The 21,972-nt window shown below is 36.7% G+C and carries 23 protein-coding genes; 14 read left to right on the top strand and 9 right to left on the bottom strand.

Features of this window, described 5'->3' with window-relative positions; all coding sequences use genetic code 11:
* Positions 1-65 precede the first annotated feature (65 nt).
* From FXX65_RS08965 to FXX65_RS08950, 4 genes are all read left to right on the top strand, one after another.
* Positions 66-2,096 carry a methyl-accepting chemotaxis protein gene (locus tag FXX65_RS08965; RefSeq protein ID WP_147615983.1) on the top strand — a complete coding sequence of 677 codons (2,031 nt, stop codon included), beginning with the start codon at positions 66-68 and terminating at the stop codon, positions 2,094-2,096.
* 135 nt (positions 2,097-2,231) lie between these two features.
* The gene (locus FXX65_RS08960) at positions 2,232-3,548 is read left to right on the top strand and encodes a glycoside hydrolase family 3 N-terminal domain-containing protein (protein WP_147615982.1); all 1,317 of its coding nucleotides are present in this window, start codon (positions 2,232-2,234) and stop codon (positions 3,546-3,548) included.
* The gene (locus FXX65_RS08955) at positions 3,545-4,375 is read left to right on the top strand and encodes an RsmB/NOP family class I SAM-dependent RNA methyltransferase (protein WP_246104372.1); all 831 of its coding nucleotides are present in this window, start codon (positions 3,545-3,547) and stop codon (positions 4,373-4,375) included. The genes FXX65_RS08960 and FXX65_RS08955 overlap by 4 nt, the downstream gene beginning before the upstream one ends.
* 65 nt (positions 4,376-4,440) lie before the next feature.
* Entirely contained in the window at positions 4,441-5,682 is a 1,242-nt protein-coding gene (locus FXX65_RS08950; RefSeq protein WP_147615981.1) for an HD domain-containing phosphohydrolase, read from the top strand.
* A gap of 111 nt (positions 5,683-5,793) precedes the next feature.
* On the opposite strand, the gene FXX65_RS08945 is transcribed toward FXX65_RS08950, so the two are convergent.
* The 6 genes from FXX65_RS08945 to infC are packed head-to-tail and all read right to left on the bottom strand — an operon-like array spanning position 5,794 to position 8,211.
* Positions 5,794-6,276 carry a DUF188 domain-containing protein gene (locus FXX65_RS08945; protein WP_147615980.1) on the bottom strand — a complete coding sequence of 161 codons (483 nt, stop codon included), beginning with the start codon at positions 6,274-6,276 and terminating at the stop codon, positions 5,794-5,796.
* Between the two features lie 3 nt (positions 6,277-6,279).
* On the bottom strand, positions 6,280-6,585 hold the full coding sequence (locus FXX65_RS08940) for a cell division protein ZapA (RefSeq protein WP_147612774.1): 306 nt from the start codon (positions 6,583-6,585) through the stop codon (positions 6,280-6,282).
* Positions 6,586-6,605: 20 nt separating this feature from the next.
* Complete coding sequence (locus tag FXX65_RS08935; protein WP_147615979.1) at positions 6,606-7,064, bottom strand: cell division protein ZapB; 459 nt, start codon at positions 7,062-7,064, stop codon at positions 6,606-6,608.
* 17 nt (positions 7,065-7,081) lie between these two features.
* Positions 7,082-7,441, bottom strand: a complete 360-nt coding sequence (rplT, locus tag FXX65_RS08930; protein ID WP_147612772.1) for a 50S ribosomal protein L20 — start codon at positions 7,439-7,441, stop codon at positions 7,082-7,084.
* A gap of 25 nt (positions 7,442-7,466) precedes the next feature.
* Positions 7,467-7,667 (bottom strand): 50S ribosomal protein L35, encoded by a 201-nt coding sequence (rpmI, locus tag FXX65_RS08925; RefSeq protein WP_147612771.1) that lies wholly within the window; start codon positions 7,665-7,667, stop codon positions 7,467-7,469.
* A 10-nt stretch (positions 7,668-7,677) separates the two neighbouring features.
* Positions 7,678-8,211: a translation initiation factor IF-3 gene (gene infC, locus FXX65_RS08920; RefSeq protein ID WP_147612770.1), complete on the bottom strand. Its 534-nt coding sequence runs from the start codon at positions 8,209-8,211 to the stop codon at positions 7,678-7,680.
* Positions 8,212-8,554: 343 nt separating this feature from the next.
* On the opposite strand from infC, the gene FXX65_RS08915 reads away from it, so the two are divergent.
* Entirely contained in the window at positions 8,555-9,148 is a 594-nt protein-coding gene (locus tag FXX65_RS08915; protein WP_147615978.1) for a hypothetical protein, read from the top strand.
* A 366-nt stretch (positions 9,149-9,514) separates the two neighbouring features.
* Here the strand turns inward: FXX65_RS08915 and FXX65_RS08910 are convergent, their stop codons facing one another.
* On the bottom strand, positions 9,515-10,507 hold the full coding sequence (locus FXX65_RS08910) for a class II fructose-bisphosphate aldolase (protein ID WP_147612768.1): 993 nt from the start codon (positions 10,505-10,507) through the stop codon (positions 9,515-9,517).
* Positions 10,508-10,961: 454 nt separating this feature from the next.
* On the opposite strand from FXX65_RS08910, the gene FXX65_RS08905 reads away from it, so the two are divergent.
* Both FXX65_RS08905 and FXX65_RS08900 read left to right on the top strand, forming a co-directional pair.
* On the top strand, positions 10,962-11,732 hold the full coding sequence (locus FXX65_RS08905; protein ID WP_147612767.1) for a flagellar filament outer layer protein FlaA: 771 nt from the start codon (positions 10,962-10,964) through the stop codon (positions 11,730-11,732).
* The gene (locus FXX65_RS08900; protein ID WP_147615977.1) at positions 11,732-12,445 is read left to right on the top strand and encodes a flagellar filament outer layer protein FlaA; all 714 of its coding nucleotides are present in this window, start codon (positions 11,732-11,734) and stop codon (positions 12,443-12,445) included. Before FXX65_RS08905 ends, FXX65_RS08900 begins: the two co-directional genes overlap by 1 nt.
* Positions 12,446-12,587: 142 nt before the next feature.
* Here the strand turns inward: FXX65_RS08900 and pyk are convergent, their stop codons facing one another.
* Both pyk and FXX65_RS08890 read right to left on the bottom strand, forming a co-directional pair.
* Positions 12,588-14,414 (bottom strand): pyruvate kinase, encoded by a 1,827-nt coding sequence (gene pyk / locus FXX65_RS08895; RefSeq protein WP_147615976.1) that lies wholly within the window; start codon positions 14,412-14,414, stop codon positions 12,588-12,590.
* 57 nt (positions 14,415-14,471) lie between these two features.
* Complete coding sequence (locus tag FXX65_RS08890) at positions 14,472-15,233, bottom strand: hypothetical protein (RefSeq protein ID WP_147615975.1); 762 nt, start codon at positions 15,231-15,233, stop codon at positions 14,472-14,474.
* Positions 15,234-15,422: 189 nt separating this feature from the next.
* Between FXX65_RS08890 and mraZ the strand changes: the two genes are divergently transcribed.
* From mraZ to ftsA, 7 genes are read left to right on the top strand one after another with little or no spacing between them, the layout of a single operon-like run.
* The gene (gene mraZ / locus FXX65_RS08885; protein WP_147612763.1) at positions 15,423-15,878 is read left to right on the top strand and encodes a division/cell wall cluster transcriptional repressor MraZ; all 456 of its coding nucleotides are present in this window, start codon (positions 15,423-15,425) and stop codon (positions 15,876-15,878) included.
* A 43-nt stretch (positions 15,879-15,921) separates the two neighbouring features.
* Positions 15,922-16,902, top strand: a complete 981-nt coding sequence (gene rsmH, locus FXX65_RS08880) for a 16S rRNA (cytosine(1402)-N(4))-methyltransferase RsmH (RefSeq protein WP_147615974.1) — start codon at positions 15,922-15,924, stop codon at positions 16,900-16,902.
* Between the two features lie 12 nt (positions 16,903-16,914).
* A complete protein-coding gene (ftsL, locus tag FXX65_RS08875; protein ID WP_147615973.1) occupies positions 16,915-17,211 on the top strand; it encodes a cell division protein FtsL in 297 nt (98 codons plus the stop codon).
* Positions 17,212-17,219: 8 nt separating this feature from the next.
* A complete protein-coding gene (locus tag FXX65_RS08870) occupies positions 17,220-18,695 on the top strand; it encodes a UDP-N-acetylmuramoyl-tripeptide--D-alanyl-D-alanine ligase (RefSeq protein ID WP_147615972.1) in 1,476 nt (491 codons plus the stop codon).
* Positions 18,688-19,857, top strand: a complete 1,170-nt coding sequence (locus FXX65_RS08865; protein WP_147615971.1) for an FtsW/RodA/SpoVE family cell cycle protein — start codon at positions 18,688-18,690, stop codon at positions 19,855-19,857. Before FXX65_RS08870 ends, FXX65_RS08865 begins: the two co-directional genes overlap by 8 nt.
* Positions 19,854-20,708 carry a cell division protein FtsQ/DivIB gene (locus FXX65_RS08860; RefSeq protein ID WP_147615970.1) on the top strand — a complete coding sequence of 285 codons (855 nt, stop codon included), beginning with the start codon at positions 19,854-19,856 and terminating at the stop codon, positions 20,706-20,708. Before FXX65_RS08865 ends, FXX65_RS08860 begins: the two co-directional genes overlap by 4 nt.
* A complete protein-coding gene (gene ftsA / locus FXX65_RS08855) occupies positions 20,701-21,951 on the top strand; it encodes a cell division protein FtsA (protein ID WP_147615969.1) in 1,251 nt (416 codons plus the stop codon). Before FXX65_RS08860 ends, ftsA begins: the two co-directional genes overlap by 8 nt.
* The last annotated feature ends 21 nt before the right edge of the window (positions 21,952-21,972 follow it).

The following is a 21,972-nucleotide window of genomic DNA, read 5'->3' as shown; positions in this document are numbered from 1 at the left end:
CAATTTATTTTCGACTTTGATTTTTTTACTATAATAAACTCGTTTTTCCACGAGGAAGGAATGATATGCGCTTAAGACTAAAGTCCATTTTTATAAAGTTGATTTTACCTATTGCTGTGGTGCTTTTAATTTCTACAGTTTCGCTTGTTTTTGGGCTTAGCAAGCTTATTGAAGCAAGATTATTTGAAAACGAAAAAGCAGGTATAACAAATGCCAAATTTGTTGTAGAAGACTTGATAGATCAAGAAATTTGGAATGTTCATTGTTTAGCAAAATATTCTTCGGAACTAGTCTGCGATTTTTGGGATGACAAAAAATCAATAGAGTCTATTTGCAAAAAACAGATAGAAAATTTTGACCTAGAATACATAAAAATTTTTGATGTGGATGAAAATTTGCTTTATTCTTCCATAGGCTCAAAAAATTCTGCCACAGAAAAATTAAAAGACGCGTTAAAAGGGAAATCTTTTTCTGGCTTAAAACTTGCAAATAATGGTTCGTTTTTAGCGTATTCGCTTTTTCCTTTAAAAGTGGAAGAAGAGATTAAAGGTGCAATAGAGGTTGCACAAAAAATTAATACTCCAGAATTTATGGACAGAATGCCAGAAAGCGTTGGTTGCCACTTTGCTATAATTCACGGTGGCAAGGTTATCGCTTCTTCCGCAAAAAATTTGATGAATACTTCAATTTCTGCTGAAGTGCAAAGCAGATTAAAAAAAGAAAAAAAATTGATTGAAACGGTGGAAATTGCTGGTGCGACTTATTTGGGGCAATACTGGAATGGCAAAGGTATAAACGACTGCATATTTTTGGTTGCAAAGAGTTCTATTTCCATAAGTAGACTTTCAAATCAGTTAAAGACCATTATTTTTGTTGCCCAGTTAATTGCGAGCCTTCTGATAATAGTTTCTTTTGTAATTTTTGTTTATTTTGTTGTTCGTAAGCCGTTAAAGATGACGAACAAAGCCGTAGTGGAGCTTTCAAGTGGCGAAACGGATTTAACTTATCGCTTGCCAGAAAAAGGCAAAGATGAATTGCAGGATTTAGCAAGTGGTGTAAATTCGTTTGTATCTTTATTGCAGGATTTAGTAAAAGAACTGTATTCAAAATCCTTTGAAATTCAAAATGTTGTGCAGGAATTAGGCTCAAATTCTCAGCAGACAGCAACTGCAACTTCTCAAATAATGTCGAATATCGAATTTGTAAAAGGCCGCACAGAAAATCAAGTAAAGGCCGTAACTCATACAAACGATATAATTTCGAAATCTGGACTTTCAATGCAAAAATTAAAGGAAAACATAGTCGCGCAGTCTTCAGATTTAACAGAATCGTCGGCTGCCATTGAGCAGATGCTTGGGAACATAAAGGCTGTTACTGCGTCCATAGATATGATGTCGTCTTCGTTTAAAGATTTAACAAAACTCATAAAAGATGGCGCACAAAATGTAAGGGCAACCAGCGATGTAATGAAGCAGGTTGAAGATAAATCTAAACTTCTTACGGAAGCAAACAACATCATAAAATCGATTTCTGCACAGACAAACCTTCTTGCAATGAATGCGATGATTGAATCCGCCCATGCTGGAGAAGCAGGGAAAGGCTTTGCTGTTGTAGCAGATGAAATTAGAAAACTCGCTGAAAATTCAGGCAATCAAGCAAAATCGATCGAAGAAAATGTAAAGGATATAACAAATCTCATAAATGAAGGTGGAAGGCTTTCTGAATCTTCGCAGCAAAGTTTTAATACGATAGACAATCAAGTAAATATTGTTGAGCCATTGGTTCTTCAAATTTCAAATGCAATGGCAGAGCAAAATGCAGGTTCTTCGCAAATATTAGAAGCGCTTACAAATATGAAAGACGAATCAACACTTGTTGACGAAAGTTCAAATCAACTTTCAACTGCGATGGGAACTGTCGCTCAATATATGCAGTCGGTAAGTCATATTTCAAATACAATTTTGACAAGTATGGATAAGATGGCAACCGACTCCGAACAGATAAATCAAGCGACAAATATGGTAAAAGACCTTGCGCTAAAAACAAAAGTGGCTGTGGAAACTATAGATAATTTGATAGGCAAATTTAAAGTTTAATCACAAGATTGATTGCAATTATATTTGTAAAAATCATCGCTGCATTTGGAATATCATTTTGCGATTGCTGATGATTTATTGTTTTGAAGTAAAATCGACTTTAGATTTTTGCTATATTAGACGAAATATATTTTTATGAAGCGATTTTATTTTTTTAGCATCTTTTTTATTTTTGCTTTATTTAGTTTTTTGGCTTGCAATAATGATGAAAAATCTTCGTCCAAAATTTCAGAGGCGAAAGACGAAGCGATAAAAGATTTTGTAAGGAATTTACAAAGCGAAGTAAAAATTTCTCAGCTTTTTTTGGTCAACATCGAAGGAAATCAGAAATTTATTCCAGTTGAAACTTGCAAAATTTTTTCCGAGCAAAAAAAACAAACGCCACTTCTTGCAGGCGGCTGCCTATTTTTTGGTTATAACATTGCAAAAACAAAAGACGAAGTTCAAACCTTTATAAAATCGATTCACGATTTTTATCTAAAAAATCAAAATCCACCTCCTTTTATCGCTGTTGACCAGGAAGGTGGCGATGTGAACCGATTAAAATCGTTGACGAATATTTTTCCTTCAAATAAAACTGTCGCTTCGAAAATGACTTTAGAACAAGCGGCAAAACTTTACAAAGAGCAGGCAGATGAACTTTGTAATTTGGGTTTTAATATGAATCTTGCTCCAGTTGTTGAAGTTGAAACTCCTGAAAATTTTAAATTTTTAGGAACTCGCTCGTTTGGAAGTCTCCAAAAAGTTTTAGAATACGCTCCGCTTGAAATAAATGCATTTGAAAATCAAAAAGTTTTAACAGTTTTAAAACATTTTCCGGGAAACACAAATACAGATCCTCATACAGGTTTGCCAGAAATTAAACTCGATTTAAAAACGCTAAACGAAACATATCTTTTGCCGTTTAAAGAACTTCTCCCATTTTCATCTGCGGTTTTGATGAGCCATGCACGCCTTTGTCTTGTGCAATCTGATATTGAAGAAAATGCGTCAGATTTTGATAAGGATTTATTTTTGCATTCAAAAACTTTTAAAGGAGAACCTGCTTGCCTTTCAAATTTTTGGGTTGGCGAGGTTTTGCGGAAACATTTTTCGTTTGCGGGGCTTGTAATAAGCGATGATATTTTTATGGGTGCACTTGCTTTAAATGGTTTTCCTCCAGACGAGGCTGCAATAAAAGCTATAGAAAGCGGAACGGATATAATCATGCTCAGCGAAAAACGTTATGGCGAAGTTGCAAAACTCCTGTTGCAAAAAGCCGCGTCGTCCTCGGATTTTGCTCTAAAAATTGATAGGGCAGTAGAGCGCGTTATTGAATACAAGATAAAAGCTGGCCTGTTAGAATTTGAAGAGGTCGAAGATTCTCTGAACCAAAAACAAAAATCAAAGTCAATTTTTAAGGTTAAAATCGCTAAAAAGTTTTTAGATTCAATTTCGGAGGATTTAGATTGAAGCAAAAAGACAGAATTCAAAAAAAAATGGGTTCAGAAGGATTTGAATCTTATTATTCATCAATATATAAAGAACGCTGGCCTATTTTAAAAGCTGCACTTTTAGATAGCGTAAACCAAAGTGAATTTAATGCAGGTGGAAACGAAAGTTATTTTTTAGATAGGGCATCAGTTAGAGCTGTATGTTCCCTTCCGCTTGATAATGCAAAATCTATTTTGGATATGTGTGCCGCTCCTGGTGGTAAGTCTTTGATTTTAGCGGCGTCTATGGAAAAAGATGCAAGTCTTCTATGCAACGAGCGTTCTGCTGAGCGCAGGCTACGATTGGTTCATAATATTCAAAATTGTTTGCCAGAAGAAGTGCAAAATCGAATCACTGTGATTGGGAAAGATGGCGGACTTTTGTGCCTTTCAAAAGAAAATCGTTTTGACAGAATTTTGTTGGATGCGCCTTGCTCGTCTGAGCGGCATGTTCTTCAAGATGAAAATTATCTAAAAGATTGGTCGCCATCGCGCGTAAAAAAACTTTCATTTGCACAATGGACGCTTCTGTCGTCTGCATGGCGAATGTTAAATCAAAACGGCTATCTTCTTTATTCGACTTGTGCGATGAATCAAGATGAAAACGATTGTGTTATCGAGCGTCTTTTAAAGAAATTTGATGATGTTCAAATTTTTTCGCCAGAGATAGCAATTGATGTTAGTTCATTTTGTTCAAAAGATTTGCCGCAAGGAGAAAAAACAGAATTTGGCGTTCAAATTCTTCCTGACATTTGCGAAAATTCGGGACCGATTTATTTTTCTCTTTTACATAAAAAAAATATTTAAAATCTAGCGGATTTTTTACTTGTGTGATAAAATCCAGAAAATTATAATAAGGGAAGAGTGTTTTTATGCGTTCATCGACGAAAGGAAAAAAACTTCAAACCATCATAAAAATTGAACGTTTGCTTGGCGAAATTCAGGATTTTGATGTTCTTTTAGAGCGCATCCTTACTGAAGCTCGAAGAATGGTTAGAGCTGACGCAGGTTCAATTTATGTTGTAGAAGACGACAGATTAAAAATAAAATATGCACAAAATAGCACACAATTAAAAAAATTGCCAAAAGGTTCAAAACTCCCGTATGTTGCTTTTTCTTTCCCTATAAGCGAAAAGTCTATTGCAGGTTATACTGTTGTTTCTGGACAAATCGTAAATTTAAAGGATGCATATCACATTCCTCCAGAGGCTCCTTACTCTTTTAATATCGAAACAGATTTAGCAACAGGATATAAAACCGTTTCCATGCTTTGCATCCCTTTAAAAATGGCTAACGGAAGGACTTTGGGAGTTCTTCAAATAATAAATGCAAAGGATAGAATCGGAAATATCACTTATTTTGGCGAAGATGAAGAGCTTTTTGTAAAACATTTTGCATCCAGTGCAACTCAAGCTCTTGAACATGCGTATCTTACGGTAAATATGATAAAGCGAATGCAGAAAATGGCGCAATATCGTGACCCTAAAGAAACGTATCAGCATGTAGAGAGAGTTTCGTCTTTTGCCATTGAAATTTATGACCGTTGGGCTGTTAACAACAATATAGATTTGGACGAGCAACAGAAATTCCGCGATAACTTAAAAATCGCTGCAAAGTGCCATGATTTTGGAAAAATCGGAATTCCAGATTCTATCCTAAAAAAAGTTTCTCCGAGGCTTACAGACGAAGAGCGAGCTGTGATGAAAGGGCACACTTGTGTTGGCGGACTTTTATTTGCAGATGCGGATTCTTCATTAGATATTATGTGCAGAGATGTTGCCCTCAGGCACCATGAATATTGGAACGGAAGTCCAAAAGGCTATCCCGGAAAAATTGATTATTTAAAATATGAACCTGGTCAACCAGTTGGAAATTCAGAACCACTCAAAGGCGAAGAAATTCCGCTTGCCGCTAGGATTGTTGCCATCGCTGATGTTTTTGATGCTTTAAGTCACAAACGTTCGTATAAAACTGCTTGGTCTTTGGAAGATTCTTTTAAAGAAGTTCAAGACTTGTCTGGAATTCAATTTGACCCAGACCTTGTAAAAGCATTTATGCAGGTAAAAGACAGAATAATAGCGATAAACGAAACTTGGAAAACACACGAAGCCTAAAATCTAAAAAACGACGATTTTGTCTTGTTAGCAAAGCATTGTGTAAAATAAAAATCTCTACATTAAACGTAAAAATGTTCGTTGCTCAATAAAAATGCTTGTCTGTCGATTTTATTTTTTTCGAGAAAAAGTTTCGTTCACTCGTAGTTGAGCAGTTACCTTTTCAAAAGTTGTTTCAAATTTTTTAAGTTCTTTTTGACCGTATCTGTTATCGTTTGAACCAAATCCAAGTTCTGCCATATTCAGATAAAAATTTCGTTCCAGCAAGCGCTCTTTTATGTTGTCTTTTGTAAAAATTGTTCCTCTGTCGTTCATCACGCAGATTTTTTTTTCTACGAGTCTTGCCGCAAATACAATATCGCGCGTTATTACTACGTCTGCTCCTTTTGCGTTTTCAAATATAAAGTCGTCGGCAGAGCCAGTTTTTTTTTCTGTTATGCACATCTTGAAAAGCGGATTGTCTTTAGGAAAAGGAATTTCTCTGTTTGCGACAAAACTCACATTCATCGATTTTGATTTTGCACAATCAATAACATAATTTCTTACTAAAAGAGGGCAGGAATCCGCATCTATCCAGATTACAAATGAATACACTTTTTATTCACCTAAAACCGACTTCAATTTTTCAATCATCTGTTGGGTGTGTTTTTCAGCTTCTTTGCTTTCTGTGTTATCTTGAATTGCAGCAGAAGTTACATTTTTTGATTTTTCTTTATATAACTCATCGCAAAGCATTATTCCTGCAAGGATTGCTATGTGAGTGTTGTTTTTCATCATTCCAGTTTTTTGGATTTCTTCTGTTATGCTCTTATAGTAGCCGAAGAGTTTTTTCAGATATTCGTCGTCTTCTGTGGCTTTAATTGAAAAGGAAGTTCCCAAGAGATCTATCTGCAAAGTTCCCATTTTTATACCTCCGTTTTTATTTAGAAGATATCAAAAGTAGGCTGGGAATTATCAGTTTTTTCGTTATTATTTTGGTTTTCGTTTTGAATAGGTTCAGCATTGTCAAAAGTATTGAGAGAAACCTGTTTAAAGTTCTGTTCTACAGCATTATTAGGAATTTGTTCTTTTGAGTTTTGAACTTCTTGCTGTGAATGGATTTGATTATCTTTTTGAATTGATGAATTATCAGTTTCAAAAGATACAGAATGCACTGCATTTTCTACAGCGCTTAGTCGTTCCAAGGCTTTTAAGACTCCTTCCTCGATCCTGTTCTGATCCAACTGAAAAGAAGAAAACTGCTCCGTTTTTGCCGAAAGTGCATTTGTGAGCTCTGTGCATTTTCTACGCAAAGCAGCATTTTCCGCATTAAGCTGCTGAATCTTTTCAACAGCGTTTTCAACTTTTTGTTCAAGAAGAAGAACCTGATCGAGTGAAATCATACCTTAGGACTCCCTACTTATTTGGCAAGTGCTTTTTTTGCTACTTCAACAACAGCCTTAAAAGCTGCCTGATCTTCGATTGCCATATTTGAAAGTGCCTTACGGTTGAGCGTTACTCCAGCCTTTGTAAGACCATCGATAAATCTTGAATAAGAAAGACCTTCATCGCGAACTGCTGCATTGATACGCGCAATCCACAACTGGCGGAAATCTCCCTTTCTATCGCGGCGGTCAACATAAGCATGGCGGAGCGCCTTTACAACAGCGTCTTTTGCTGCTTTGTAGTTAGTTCCGCGACGTCCTGTAAAACCGCTTGCAAGCTTTAAAATCTTTGCGCGACGGTTATTTCTTTTTGTACCATCTATTGCTCTAGACATTTTATTCTCCTAATTTAAGTGGCTCTTAGCCATACGGAAGTTGCTGTTTTCTGATTTTTGCTGCTGAATCCTCAGAAAGAATTCCTGACGCACGAAGGTGCATCTTTCTTTTTGATGATTTCTTTGTCAAAATATGACGAAGATTCATCTTCTTGTACTTAACTTTGCCTGTTCCTGTAAGAGTAAATCTCTTTGCGGAGGCTTTCTTTGTCTTCATTTTAGGCATCTTATCAACCTCATCCTTGTTTGACTTTAGAATTTAAGGTCATCGACATAAAACGTCCTTCGATTGCTGGAGCTTTTTCAATGCCGTATGAGCCCTCTCTAAGCCTTTTTTCAACTTCTTTCAGGACATCGTATCCCAACTCTGTGTGAGCAAGTTCACGACCGCGGAAACGAATCGTAACTTTAACCTTGTCGCCAGCGTCAAGAAATTCCTGAACATGCTTTGCCTTAGTATCAAGGTCGCCTGAACCAATTTTTGGCTGCATGCGAATTTCCTTAAGTTTAAGGACTTTTTGGTTCTTGCGGGAATCACGGAGTCTTTTTTCCTGCTCGTACCTGTACTTACCAAAATTAAGAATCTTACAAACCGGTGGATTTGCATTAGGTGACACTTCTACAAGGTCGAGATTTCTCTCTTTCGCTAATTCCAGGGCCTCGTGAGTTGAAATTATCTTTGCTTCGCTTTTGTCCCCTTCATCATCAATCAAACGAACCTCACGAACACGAATCTGCTCGTTAATTCTTAAACCTTTTATGTCTGACAACGTTCCTCCTAGTGTCTGTAAAACACTTTATCTATAAGTTTTGTAATACTATCAAAAATCAATAGTTTTTGTCTAGTTATAAGCGATTTTTCGCCAGTACACAAGCCAGACGCAAAAGTCTTGCAATCAAGTTTTAATATTAAAAACACCTTCGCTTGATTTTTTCATTTTTGCCTTTTTAGGCGAAAATTAGTGCCTTGCTGCATCAAAATTAAACTTTGTTGAAATTGAAAAGAATATTTGATATTTTTTTTGTATGTATTTGTTTTCGTTTTTACTTTTTCCTGTGGTATTCGCTTTTTTTATATACAAAGATTTTAGCAATGCCGGTGGCTTTGCTTTTTTGAAAAATAAATTTCTTCCCTGCTTTTTTTCGCTTTGCTGTGCTGTTTTTTTGAGCGTTTTGTTTGAATATTTCATTTTTTTGCCACAGTATCATGGGCAGTCAAAAATCGTATTTTTTCTTTTGAATTGGCTGCTTTCGTTTGTTTTGCCATCGCTTTTTTATGTTTTATATGTTTTGTGGTCAAAAGATGGGTGGAGCGAGCGAATCCAGAACTTTTTTTATTTTATGATGAGTTTTTATGCGATTTACCTGCCTTTTTTATGCTTTTCTACAAGGAATGAAAATTCATTTTTTACACTTTTTTTTGAGCCTGTGCTTTTTTTGTTTATGATTTTTCCATTGCGCAAAGAAGTCGATTCAATCTTTGAAAAATCCTTAAAAAATCCTAGCAAAATCATAAAAAATGCGCTCTTTATCCTTGCCGAAAGTTCTTTGCCCACAATTATCTATCTGCTTTGGCATTTTGACTATCCAATTTTTATTTGGGTAGCACTTTCATTTTTATATGTGCTTTTTTGTGCTTTTTATGCGCAGTTAGGATTTGCCAACTGTGCAATAAATTTTGTAAAACGAACAAAAATTAACAGTTAGACTATTTTTTTTATATGGGCGGCTTTTTGCTCCACTTGCGTTTCGCAAAAAACGGGCTTTGCGTGGTTCGCTAACGCTCATCGTCCTCGTCGCTATGCTCCTGCGGTCGACAGCTTTGCCGCCACTCCAATCCCTGCCGCAAACTGATGTCTGTCGCACAGGAGGTGCGACCAAGAATTAAATGCTGACAGTTTTGCAAGAAACTGTCGTTTAAGAAAAACACGGATGTTATTCTTAAACAGCACAGGGGTATGCGTTATAACCGGCATCTACATTTTTTTTGTAAAATAAAAAAGCGAAGAGAATATGTTTAAAATCATATCCTAAACTTCGCCTTCATTTTTTTTGTAAATCTACAAAATCGTCTTATGCTTTTCCTGCTGAACCCAAAACGTCTTTGTTTTTATGTGCGTACATCTTTTTTAATTCTTCACGAGCAGGTCCAAGATATTTTCTTGGGTCGAATTCATCAGGATGTTCTGTAAGAACTTTTCTGACCAAAGCAGTCATCGCAAGTCTTCCGTCAGAATCTATATTTATTTTACAAACCGCAGATTTTGCAGCTTCTCTCAACTGCTCTTCTGGAATTCCTACAGAGTCTGGAATTTTTCCTCCGTACTGTTCTATCATCCTTACATATTCAACTGGGACAGAAGATGAGCCATGTAGAACGATTGGAAATCCTGGAAGTTTTTTTTCTATCTCGTGGAGAATGTCAAAAGCCAATGGAGGAGGAATTAAAACTCCGTCTGCATTCCTTGTGCACTGCTCTGGTGTAAACTTCATTCTTCCGTGCGAAGTTCCAATCGATATTGCAAGCGAATCTACTCCTGTCTTTTGAACAAAATCCTGAACTTCTTCAGGTTTTGTGTAGTGGCTTTGTTCTGCAGAAACTTCGTCTTCAACTCCCGCCAAAACTCCAAGTTCGCCTTCTACCGTTACGTCAAATTTATGCGCATATTCTACAACTTTTTTTGTGAGTGCTACATTTTCGTCGTAAGGAAGTGCAGAGCCATCTATCATTATAGAAGAAAAACCGTTATCTATGCAGTCTTTTGCAATTTCAAAATCTCCACCGTGGTCAAGGTGCAAAGCAATCGGAATATCGCAGCCCAATTCGTGAGCATACTCAACCGCACCTCGAGCCATCCATCGCAATAAAATAGGGCTTGCATAAGAGCGAGCGCCTTTTGAAACTTGAAGTATTACAGGAGATTTTGTCTCTACACAGGCCTGAATTATCGCCTGTAGTTGCTCCATATTGCTAAAATTGTATGCTGGAATGGCATATCCGCCTTTTACAGCCTTTGCAAACATCTCTCTTGTGTTTACAAGCCCTAAATCTTTGTAACTTACCATACATCGTCTCCTACAAAACTTTTGGAGTAATTTTATGTTTTTCCAAAAAGTTTTTACCTTCCGTTCACAAACTTTTTATAATTGAGAGCGGCTATATTTTTAAATTTGCAACGCAAATTTTGACTGTTTACAATATTCATCAGAATTCTCAATCGAAATCTGTGATTTTTGTTCGCATTTATAATAATTATTTTTTAATTCGTTTTTGTCTTGTAAAAAAATCCAAAACAAATTTAAAATCAGTCTACTTAAGATGCTCAATTATGCAATGGGATATGCAGAAAATCAAGTTAATGATTTTGTCAGTTCAAATTATCTAGCGTAAAAGAGTTTGACAAAGGTCTTAGAGAAAAATATAATCAAAATGTTATTGTAAAAATATAATTATTTTAGTGAATAATACCGATAACTAAATGGTCGTGTTTTAAATGAACGCGAGCGAAGGAGTTTTTAGATGAAAAAAAGCGTTATTGCTTTAGCGAGTCTTGCTCTTCTTTTTGGATTCTGTGCTCCACTAATTGCACAGCCAAGCAGTAGGGCAGTGGAAACTTTTATTGTTGACGATTTTGACAATAAGGGAGAAAAAAATTTGTACCAAACTATGGTCGATTTAGACCAGTGGACTTGGGCTGTTCAAACTAGCCGTAACATCAATAAAGATGCAGGTTTTCCTAAGTTTGGTTATTTTGATGGTCAGCCGAATTCGCTCAAAGCTTTAAACAAAGACAAAGATGCGCAACCAAAAGTATTGGGAGTAAAGACAAGTTTTTTGCGAAAGGGTGAAAACTGGTTCGAAATTTATCCAGAAGTAAACGGGAAGCCTTACGAGATTCCGTTTGTAGGAACTTGTACTCAGATTGATTTTTGGGTTTGGGGTGCGAATTATCTGTATTACATAGATCTTTTGGTTAGAGATGCTGAAGGTCGCGTTCATACTTTACCTGCAGGAACCCTTTCATTTAACGGATGGAAGAATGTAGTTGTTTCTGTTCCTGGCTCTATACGTCAGCGTTCAAGACTTCGCAGTGGTCCTACTACAATGACTTTTGTTGGTTTCCGCATTCGAACAGATCCTGATGAATATGTTGACGATTTCAATATTTTCCTAGATCAGTTAAAGTATACAACTAATACTTTGAGCAATATATTTGACGGTTATGAATTAAAAGATATAGATTTTGGTGGATCTTCATCTGGTAGTTCATCAACAAGTGAGGCTAAATAATGAAAAAGTTACTTACAGTTCTTTGTGCAATGACTGTTGCAGGCTTTGCATTTGCACAAAATTCAAGCCTTTCAGAACCTGATCCAACAATCATAGGCGCTGATTCAGCAAAGCAGGCGCTCCGTGAAGTTTCAGTTGATAAATTTGAAGTTGAAGGTTCTTGGAACGCTTCTATTTCTCCAGATTATGGCGTTATTGCTTCAAGACTTTTTGATGGAAGTCCTGCAATGAAAGAGCCTTTGTCTAGCGAAGAAAATTCTCCTGATACAAAAGTTTTGGGCGTTAAGGTTGAATTTTTCCGTCGTGGAATAAATTCTTTCTTTATCCGCTCCGCTCGTCCTATTCCAATCGAAGGTGTTACAAAGACAATCTCTATGTGGGTTGCTGGACGCAATATGGATCACGAAATTTTTGTTTTAGTTCAGGATTATTTCGGAAACAATTTTGAACTTTATCTTGGAAATCTTGGATTTTCTGGCTGGAAAAAACTTACTGTTGCAGTTCCTCCTACTCCAGATGGAGAGCATGGAATTATTCAGCAGAGTGCTTACAATGGTGTAAGACCTGGTCTTAAAGTTTTAGGCTTCAGAATTGATTGCGATCCAGCTTTGGCTCGTGGTCAGTATTATGTTTACTTTGATGATTTGCGCGCGGTTACAGATCTTTACGACCTTGAAAACCGTGATGAAGATGACATCATGGATGACTGGTAGTAGTTAAGTTGTAAAATAAAACGCCCTTCGACTGATGAGGGGCGTTTTTTTTTGCATTTTAAAGTTTTGCCGTTTTATTTTGCATCAAAAATTTTAATTTGCTGCATTTTTTTACGAATTTTTGTGCAATGTTTTTTTTATTTTAGATAAATCCTTCGTATACAAGCCCTTTTTGACCGTCGATAGTTACGGAAAGTCCTGTTTCAAGAGAGGCTGTAACACAAGGCGAATCTGTTAGCCAAACTAGATTTTTGCTGCATGAAGTCAAAGTTTCTGCGGAAAGGTCGCTTCCACTTTCTGCTATAACTCCGTTTACCAACCTCAAAAGAGGAATAAACTCATTTGTAAGGCGATTGCAGACTAGGATTGTATTTTTGGAATTCCTTATAAATTCAATCGCCTCGTCTGGCTTTTCCACATTTACGATTCTTCCAAATGCCAACGGTGATTTTTTGTTTGAATATCCGTGATTTTTTCCTCGTGCTAAAACATTGCCAACTACGATTACTTTTATAGTGTTTGCCATAAGAGGACTGTGCAAAGGAATTGATGCAATCATAACTACGCTGTCGCTCATGGCAACAGAATTTTCGTCTAAGGCAACTTTTATAGAATTTTGAATCATCGTCTCTGAGTCGTAAACTTTTTCGCACAGTATTGGATTTACTCCCCAATTTAGCATGAGTTGTCTTGCAACCTGTTCGTCTGGAGTTACCGCAATCACTATCTGCTCAGGCCTAAAACTGCTTATCATTTTTGAGGTATTTCCATGCAGAGTTGGAGAGATTATCGCTTTTGCGCTTATGTTTAATGCCAGGTTATAAGCGGTGCTGGCAACTGTTTTTCCGATGTTTTTATCCGGCTGCGAAGAATAATTTTTTTCTTCTTCGATATAGAGAGTTCTCATCCTAAGCCTGTATTCGTCGGACGATTCTGTCGTCCTTACTATGCGCGACATTGTTTCTACCGCTTCTACAGGATATTTTCCTCCTGCTGTTTCTCCAGAAAGCATTACAGCGTCTGTTCCGTCGATGACTGCGTTTGCAACGTCTGTAAGTTCAGCACGAGTTGGGCGTGGATTTACAACCATAGAATCTAGCATTTGAGTTGCTGTTATTACAGTTTTAGCGGCTTGTCTGCACTTTCGTATAATCTTCTTTTGAGCAAGCGGGATTCTTTCTGTTGGAACTTGAACTCCTAAATCTCCTCTAGCAACCATTATTCCGTCTGCTTCTTCAATTATGCGATCTATATTATTCAAGCCTTCTTCGTTTTCTATCTTTGCGATTATTTTTGCATTGCTTCCGAGCGATTTTAAATATTTTCGAATCTCTACAACTTCTTCTGGAAAACTTACAAAACTTGCTGCAATAAAATCGATATTTTGTTCTACGCCAAAAGCAATATCATCTTTATCCTGAGCGGACATTATTGGAAGTCCTGCGTGAACTCCCACAAGATTTACATTCTTTCGGCTGCCGATAGTTCCATTGTTTAAAGCTTTGCAGATGACTTTATCCTTTTCTATATTTTCAACTGAAAATTCGATAAGTCCGTCCGCAACTAAAATTTTATTTCCGGCCTTGAGTTTTTGTGTAGCTTCTTTCCAGGTAAGCGAAAGATGTCCGTTTTTTTTGAGATTGCCAGAATTTTCTGCTGCGTAACAAGGGCTGTCGTCAGCAGTTACTTCAAAAATATCTCCGGATTTTATTGAAATGTCCTTGTCGTCGAGAGTTTTTCCTGTTCTAATCTCTGGCCCTTTTGTATCTAGTAAGATTGCGACTAGTCTTTTTTCTTGAGCAGCGATTTTTTTTACCCTATCCATCGCTTCTTTGTGCCAGCTGTGTTCGCCGTGCGAAAAATTAAAGCGTGCGATATTCATCCCTGCCTGAATCATCTTTCTAATCGTTTCGTCTTGGTTAGAAGAAGGTCCTATTGAACATACAATTTTTGTCTTTTGTAAAATCATACTTTCAATATATTTACTTTGATTTGTTTTTACAATGGAATTTTGAGCTTTAGCATTTTAAGAATTTGTTAAATTTATTTGATACAGAATGCTTCTTCCGTCTTTTTTGCCAGTCCGTTTTACGATTTCCATTTTTTCAAGCAGCCAGAGCAAAAGCTTGCATTTATTTGCAGCGTCTTGTCTATTGGCTTTTGTAAAATCTTCTCCAAAATCAATTTTTAAAATTTCGTTTTTTAAATTTGCAAGGGTAAAGATTTTTGGAAGTGTTTGCGGCAGGAGAGAAAGATAATCGTCTTTTGTTCGGAAAGTTTTTTTTGAATGAATAAAATCCAATTTTTTCTCTTTAGAAATCCAATCTTTTAGATGACGGCGGCTTTTATTTTGGGTTTGCATTTTTTTGTCAAATTTTATGCGAATCTCTGTCGCACTCACTTCAAGAACTTCAAGTGAAAACCTGTTTTTCGTCAGTAAATCGTATATTCCTGTCAGTTGCCTCAGCATTGAATAGATGCTTTCTTTTTTTGGACTTTTTCGTCTGGCTAGCAGGATGCCATCGCTGGAATATGTTTCTATAATTTTGTTTCGGATTACAGGATGAACGATTTTTATGTTTGTGTCCGACGCCAGAATAAATTCAATTTTCTTTCTTAACGATGAAATATTTGAAGTTTGAATTTCGATCACGCCTTCGCTTTCGGCCACTATGTCGCAGATAAAATTTCCTATTTTCTGTTCGGTTTTTCCGTTTGAACTTTCTGCATACATCTGTTTTAGAGTTTTATGAAGTGAGGTTTCGTTGTAAGTGTTTATTTTTGTCATTTTTGCTCTTCATCGATTTTCGCTTTTTTAAAAGTTTTTATCCATAGATTTTTTGGAGATTTTAATTTTTGCGTATTCCCATAATTGAAATAACTTATATTGTCGGAAAAATGTGGGTTGACTTTATGAATTTATTGATTAAAATTATAGACAAGTGGGAAAAAGTGGAGTTTTGTGGTAAAAAATGGTATGGAATTGCTAACTGGTGAGTACCGAAATACTTTGGATGAAAAAGGGCGAATTCTTTTTCCTTCAAAGCTTAGAAATGAACTTTTCACGGAAACAGAAAAGAATATTCTCATCGTTACGCAATCTTTTGACCGTTGCTTGTGGCTTTATACTCTCGATGAATGGAAAAACCTTTCTTCCAAAATCATGGAAACGGCTTCTCCTTTTAGTCGTCAAAATAGACTTGTTCTTCGCACCCTTATTGCTCCTGCTCAAGAAGTTGAACTAGACAAAAGCGGTAGGCTTTCAATCCCACAGAGTTTGCGTGAATATGCAAATTTGACAAAAGAATGTGTGATTCTTGGAATTAACAGATATATGGAACTTTGGGACGCACAAACTTACGCAGAGTATCTTAACGAAAATGATGAAAATCTTAAGGATGCGGCGGAAGATTTGCGTTCTATAAGTTTGTAGCTTTGTTATCCTGCCATTTTTGGCGGATTGAAGGATTTTAATTTTGGAAATTGTTCATACTCCAGTGCTTTTAAATGAGTGCTTAAATTATTTAAGTCCCATTGGCGAGCCTTTTGAAGACGATGCTTTTATGATTGACTCGACGCTTGGCGAAGGTGGGCATTCTTATGCCTTTCTGTCTAAATTTCCAAACTTAAAAATTATCGGTTTGGATGCCGATAAAAATATTCAGCAAAAAGCAAAAATTCGCCTTGCACCTTTTGGCGAGCGGATGAAGTTTTTTAACGGCTGGTTCAACGATTTTTATGAAAATTACGATTTATCACAGAGAAGGCCGGATTTAATACTCTTTGATTTAGGAATAAGCGTTTATCATTATGAACAAAGTGGAAGAGGATTTTCGTTTCGTTATGATGAAAAACTCGATATGCGTCTGAATACTGCTGAGGGCGAAACTGCTGCGGATATCGTAAATACAAAAGGCGAAGAAGAGCTTGCAAATCTTATTTACCTTTACAGCGACGAAAAAATGAGCCGCCGCATTGCAAAGGCAATCGTCAACGCAAGGAATCTTGGGAAAATTACTTCTTCAAAAGCGCTCTCTGATATAATTTGGGATGCAGTTCCCTCAAATTACAGATACGCTCAAATTCATCCTGCAACAAGGACTTTTCAAGCGTTGCGGATTGCCGTAAATAATGAACTTTCGCATCTTCCAAAAGCACTACACTGCGCTTTTAATGTTTTAAAAAATGGTGGAAAAATGGGCGTTATAACGTTTCATTCGCTGGAAGACAGAATTGTAAAAAATTATTTTAGAAATCTCGGAAAAAGTTGCGTTTGTCCACCCGAGCAGGCAATCTGCTCTTGTGGGGGAAGTCCGTGTGCAGAGATTTTAACTCGTAAGCCTGTAGAGCCGACTCAAGACGAAATAAAAATCAATTCACCAAGCAGAAGTGCAAAATTGCGCGTGGTCAGAAAGATAAAAGATGCGACAAAGGCCCATCTCGTTGCAATAGAGTAAGGAAAATTAAAAATGAGCAAAAAAAATGGAACCAAGACAAAAGTTTTAGCGTATCTCATTGCAATTTTAATTCCACTGCTTTTAGTTTTGCAGGCTTTTCAATCCTATCGCTATAAAAAATTGATGAACGAAATTCGTGCCTTAGAAAAAAAACAGGTTGAACTCGTAGACCAGAACAGAAAATTGATTTCGGACATAAGTGTTCTTTCAAGTTCCGACAGAATAGAAAAAATTGCAAAAGACGAACTAGGAATGCATAAAGCTGGAACTGGCGACATCGTTCGTGTAGAAATTAAGGGAGAAAATTAAAATACAATATGTGTGAACGACTTGAAAATAAAAATTTTTCTTCTCTGCTCAATCTAAATGAAATTTTGCCTTGTGTTTGTGGCACTTTGCTAAACGAAAATGCTGACGAATCTATGTTTTGCTTTACCAGCGTTTGCACGGACAGCAGAAATGTTGTTGAAAAAAGCCTTTTTATCCCTCTGATTGGAGAATTTCAGGATGGACATTCTTATATTGAGCAGGCAATTAAAAAAGGCGCCACTGTAATTTTTGTCTGTCGCAAATCCTTTAACGAAAAAGAAGATTTTTATAAAAAAATTGCAAAAGAAAATCCTTGTGTATTTTTCATAATGGTAGAAAACACTTTATATGCGCTTCAAAAAGCGGCAGAACGATATGTTCAAAAATTTCCAGATTTGATAAGGGTTTCTATAACAGGCTCGAGCGGAAAAACCACAACAAAAGAGATCGCTTATTCAATTTTAAAAGAAAAATACAAGGTGCGTTGCAACAAAGGAAATTTCAACAGCGAAACAGGGCTCCCGCTTTCTTGCTTTGAAATTCGACCTGGCGATGAAGTTGCACTTTTAGAGATGGGAATGAACCGCGAAGGTGAAATTGGCGAATTGTGCGAAGTTTTTAAACCGCAATATGCAGGAATAACAAATATCGGCACTGCTCACATAGGAAAACTCGGAAGCAGAGAAAAAATTGCAGAGGAAAAGAAAAAAATTTTCAATCATCTTTCGCAAAACGGTGTTGCTATAATTCCAAAAGATGATGATTATGCGGATTTTCTTTCGCAAGGTGTAAACGCAAAAATCGTCTATTACGGTAAAAATGTAAAAGGGAACGGAATTGAGTTTGTAAAAGATGCAGGAATCGATGGCACTTTTTTTAAGATTGAAGGCCAAGAAGTTCACCTTGCAATCCCTGGAATTTACAATTATTCAAATGCGCTTTTGGCAATAGAAATTGGACGAGCCTTAGGTTTGTCTGTAAAACAGATAAAAGACGGCATTGAAAAAGTTAAGGCTTTAGACGGACGAAGCAAAATCGTAAAAGGCAAATATTCGATACTGGAAGACTGCTACAATGCAAATCCAGATTCTATGGAAAAGGCTTTAGAGTTTGCAAAAGATGTAAAAATCAGCGGAAAAAAGATTTTTGTTTTAGGTTCAATGCTTGAACTTGGAAGCGAATCTTTTAATGCTCACTGTGCTGTCGGGAAAAAAGCAGTTCAATGCGGATCAGATGAAATATTTTTTGTCGGCAAAGAGATGGTTTTCGCTTACGAAGAGGCAAAAATCGCTTGTGCTGGGAAAAATATTCATCTTAATTATTTTGAAAAAACTGATGACGAAGTGATGAACGCAATCGCTTTAAAGATAAAAAATTCTGCACCAGATGGCAGTTTTATACTTTTAAAAGGAAGCCACAGCATTGCACTCGAGCGGCTTGTTCCTCTTTTGCACGATGCGCAGACGGAGGGCAAGCATGCATAGCTTTAATTTTTTTGCAGAAAGACAAATTTCTTCATACAAAAAAAGCGACTCTGTATTGATTGTTTTGGTTTTGCTCTTTTGGGGAATTGGCATCGTGAGTCTTTATTTTTGTTCAACAAATTATGCCGAAAAATTTTTTGGAAATCCTTTTTATTTTGTACAAAGACAACTTGTGAGTTCTGCGATTGGTTTTATTTTTATGACATTTTTAGCTTGTATCGATGTTGAAAAATTGCGAAAGTTGCTTCCTATAATCGTTTTGGGCTCAATCGTTTTATGTATTTTTACTTTTGTTCCAGGAATTGGAATTGAAAGAAACGGTGCAAGACGCTGGATAAAACTTCCATATTTTTCGACTTTTCAACCTTCAGAAGCGATAAAATTTGCCATGGTTTTGTATCTTGCAAATCTATTTGATAAGCAAGAAAAGCTTCCTGAAGAAGAGAAATCTGTTTTACCAGCATTTGTCGGGCTCTTAATTTTTACGTTGATAATCTTTGCTCAGCAGGATTTTAGCACTGGGCTTTTTGTTTTTGTAATTGGATTGATTCTTTTTTTTGTGACAGGTGCAAAATTGAGCTGGTTTATTCCGTTTTCGTCGCTCGGAATTCCTTTTGCAGCTTTGATGATTTTGTTAAAACCATATCGCGTAAATCGTTTGGTTGGATTTTTTGCCCAAGATTCCTATCAACAAACTTTTAACTGGCAGATAAACAATGCAAAAACTGCAATAAGCGATGGTGGATTTTGGGGAAAAGGAATTGGCACTGGACTTTCAAAATTAATCAGCGTCCCAGAAATTCAATCGGACTACATTTTTGCAGGCTGGAGCGAAGCTATGGGGCTTTTGGGAGTTGCAATATATTTTATCCTTTTGGGATTTTTCATATACAGAATTTTTAAAATTTCTATGTATTGTGGTAACAGATTTGCTTCGATTGCAAGTTTTGGTTTTGGTTCGAGCATTGTTTGCCAGTCAATTTTAAATGTAGCGGTTGTTGGCGGCGTTCTTCCTTCAACAGGAATTCCTCTTCCATTTTTTAGTTCGGGAGGTTCTTCAATAGTATTCACGCTTGCGATGTGCGGTTTTATGATAAATGCGTCGAGAATAGAACAAGATTATGAAAGTGAAAATTATATCGTAGAGAGAATTGAGTTATGAGTGATGTTATCTTTGACAGGTTTGGAAATTTTGAAGGGATTACAAAATCAAAATCAAAAAAACGAAAAACAGATTTAAAAGGAAAAGCCCTCGTTATTCTCGTTTCAATTTTGATTTGTATTTTATTTGTAGAAATGTTTCTCTACTTTTTTGCGTTTCCTAGTTTTGAAACTGTAAAAATCACTTTTAGCGGACTTAAAAATTTCTCTCAGCAAGAAGTAGTAAAAGCGTGCGGTGGAGAACTTGAAAAAAATTATTTCAAAATCGATAAGATTAAAATAAAATCTTTAATTTCAAGCGTTGCAGGAATTGAAAACGTAAGCATAAAACTGCGATTCCCGAATAGAGTTTTTATAGATATTGAAGAAAGACAAGCTGTGGCCGTAACTTTTATAAACGATAGTGAGCGCACAATCCCTATTCAAATAGACAGAAATGGGGTATTATTCCCTTTAAAATCTGCATTTATCCCAAGCGATGGCTCTGTTCCAATTATTTCTGGGATTCCTGTAGAAAACATTCCTGAAGGCATGAGGCTTCCTTCAAAATATCACCTTCTGCTAGATCAGATTTATAAAATTCAATCTGTAAACAGAAAATATTTTGCAGCAGTCTCTGAAATTCGGGTTGTTCCAAGAGAATACGGCAACTTTGAACTCGTGCTTATTCCTGTAAAGGCGCATTTAAAAGTTCTTGCAGACCGAATTCTAAACGAAGAAACACTTCAGAAAATGATGGTAACCTTGGATGTTGTAAAGGGGCTTGACCCAAATGTCGATGTGATTGATCTTCGATACGGTTCTGTTTCTTATCATTCGAGGGGAGTTAATACAGGAGTTTTGTTTGAATAACATTATAGTCGGTCTTGACCTTGGTACAAGTTTTGTTCGCGCCGTGATTGCCGAAGATGTTGGCGAGGGAAGGATAGAAATAATAGGAACTGCTCAAAGACCCTCGCTAGGCTTACGCAATGGAATCATTGTAAATCGCGAAAGTGCAAAAGAATGCATAAAAGCTTGCATAGAAGAAGCGGAGCAAAAGGCTGGTTATGAAGTTTATTCTTGTGTATGCGGAATAGGCGGAATGCAGATAGAAAGCCGCAATTCTCGTGGAGAAGTTGCGATTGCAACCCACGGCAAAGGTCCAAGAGAGATAAATCAAGACGACATAGACAGGGTTTTAGACTCTGCAAATGCGATATATATTCAAATGGGACGCAAACTGCTCCATGTAATTCCTCAAAAATACATAATAGACGAAACAGCAGAATGCAAAAATCCAAAAGGAAACCTTGCAGTTAGGCTTGCTGCGGAAGTTCATCTCGTTCTAGCGTCTCAAACTGCTATTGCAAATATGACGCAGTGCATAGAGCGTTCAGGCTACACGCTTGACGGCGTTATGTTAAAAACTTTGGCTTGTATGTATTCGGTTATGGCTCAAGATGAAAGGGAATTGGGGTCTATAATAATAGATTTGGGCGGCGGAACTACAGATGCTATAGTAATCAACAATGACGCTCCAATTTGTACTGTTTCTGTTCCTGTTGGCGGAAATTTGGTTACAAACGATATTGCAATCGTAAAAGGAGTTTCAACTGCAACTGCGGAAAAGATAAAAATCGAAAACGGTTGCTGTTGGGCAGGAGCTATGGATGGCGACAGCGAAGTTATAATTCCAGGTGCTGGCGGACGTGCCCCTGAAATTTGTCCACGCTCAGAAATTTGTCTTGGGATAATTGAACCTAGAATGAGAGAAATTTTTACAATGGTTCGTGACGAAATCATGAACAAAGCGAATCTAAAACTTTCTGGCAATATCATTTTAACAGGTGGTGGAGCGTTTATGAGTGGTGCAATTCAACTTGCTTCAGACGTTTTTGGTACAAGTTCTGTAAGGGTTGGCGTTCCAAAAGATTTAGGTGGAATTCAAGAAGACTACAAAAGACCGGATTTTGCAACTGCGGTAGGACTTGTGCAAGGTTTTGTTGAAGGGCAGATGAATCAAGAAGAGTCGGGTCGAAGTAAAAAAAAGAAAGAAAGCATTGGCGGTCAAAAAGAAAGCTTTGGGAAAAAATTGCTTAAAAAATTTTTTTAGTTTTATAAAACTTTACGAAAA

This window comes from Treponema pectinovorum, assembly GCF_900497595.1.
GTDB lineage: Bacteria > Spirochaetota > Spirochaetia > Treponematales > Treponemataceae > Treponema_D > Treponema_D pectinovorum.
The sequence above is the reverse complement of the archived record's forward strand: the minus strand, read 5'-3'. Positions and strand labels throughout refer to the sequence as shown.

Coding starts and splice junctions, on each gene's coding strand:
- FXX65_RS08965 (WP_147615983.1), top strand. CDS start 66: ATGCGCTTAAGACTAAAGTCCATTTTTATAAAGTTGATTTTACCTATT.
- FXX65_RS08960 (WP_147615982.1), top strand. CDS start 2,232: ATGAAGCGATTTTATTTTTTTAGCATCTTTTTTATTTTTGCTTTATTT.
- FXX65_RS08950 (WP_147615981.1), top strand. CDS start 4,441: ATGCGTTCATCGACGAAAGGAAAAAAACTTCAAACCATCATAAAAATT.
- FXX65_RS08940 (WP_147612774.1), bottom strand. CDS start 6,585: ATGGGAACTTTGCAGATAGATCTCTTGGGAACTTCCTTTTCAATTAAA.
- FXX65_RS08935 (WP_147615979.1), bottom strand. CDS start 7,064: ATGATTTCACTCGATCAGGTTCTTCTTCTTGAACAAAAAGTTGAAAAC.
- rplT (WP_147612772.1), bottom strand. CDS start 7,441: ATGTCTAGAGCAATAGATGGTACAAAAAGAAATAACCGTCGCGCAAAG.
- rpmI (WP_147612771.1), bottom strand. CDS start 7,667: ATGCCTAAAATGAAGACAAAGAAAGCCTCCGCAAAGAGATTTACTCTT.
- FXX65_RS08910 (WP_147612768.1), bottom strand. CDS start 10,507: ATGGTAAGTTACAAAGATTTAGGGCTTGTAAACACAAGAGAGATGTTT.
- FXX65_RS08905 (WP_147612767.1), top strand. CDS start 10,962: ATGAAAAAAAGCGTTATTGCTTTAGCGAGTCTTGCTCTTCTTTTTGGA.
- FXX65_RS08900 (WP_147615977.1), top strand. CDS start 11,732: ATGAAAAAGTTACTTACAGTTCTTTGTGCAATGACTGTTGCAGGCTTT.
- pyk (WP_147615976.1), bottom strand. CDS start 14,414: ATGATTTTACAAAAGACAAAAATTGTATGTTCAATAGGACCTTCTTCT.
- FXX65_RS08890 (WP_147615975.1), bottom strand. CDS start 15,233: ATGACAAAAATAAACACTTACAACGAAACCTCACTTCATAAAACTCTA.
- mraZ (WP_147612763.1), top strand. CDS start 15,423: ATGGAATTGCTAACTGGTGAGTACCGAAATACTTTGGATGAAAAAGGG.
- ftsL (WP_147615973.1), top strand. CDS start 16,915: ATGAGCAAAAAAAATGGAACCAAGACAAAAGTTTTAGCGTATCTCATT.
- FXX65_RS08870 (WP_147615972.1), top strand. CDS start 17,220: ATGTGTGAACGACTTGAAAATAAAAATTTTTCTTCTCTGCTCAATCTA.
- FXX65_RS08865 (WP_147615971.1), top strand. CDS start 18,688: ATGCATAGCTTTAATTTTTTTGCAGAAAGACAAATTTCTTCATACAAA.
- FXX65_RS08860 (WP_147615970.1), top strand. CDS start 19,854: ATGAGTGATGTTATCTTTGACAGGTTTGGAAATTTTGAAGGGATTACA.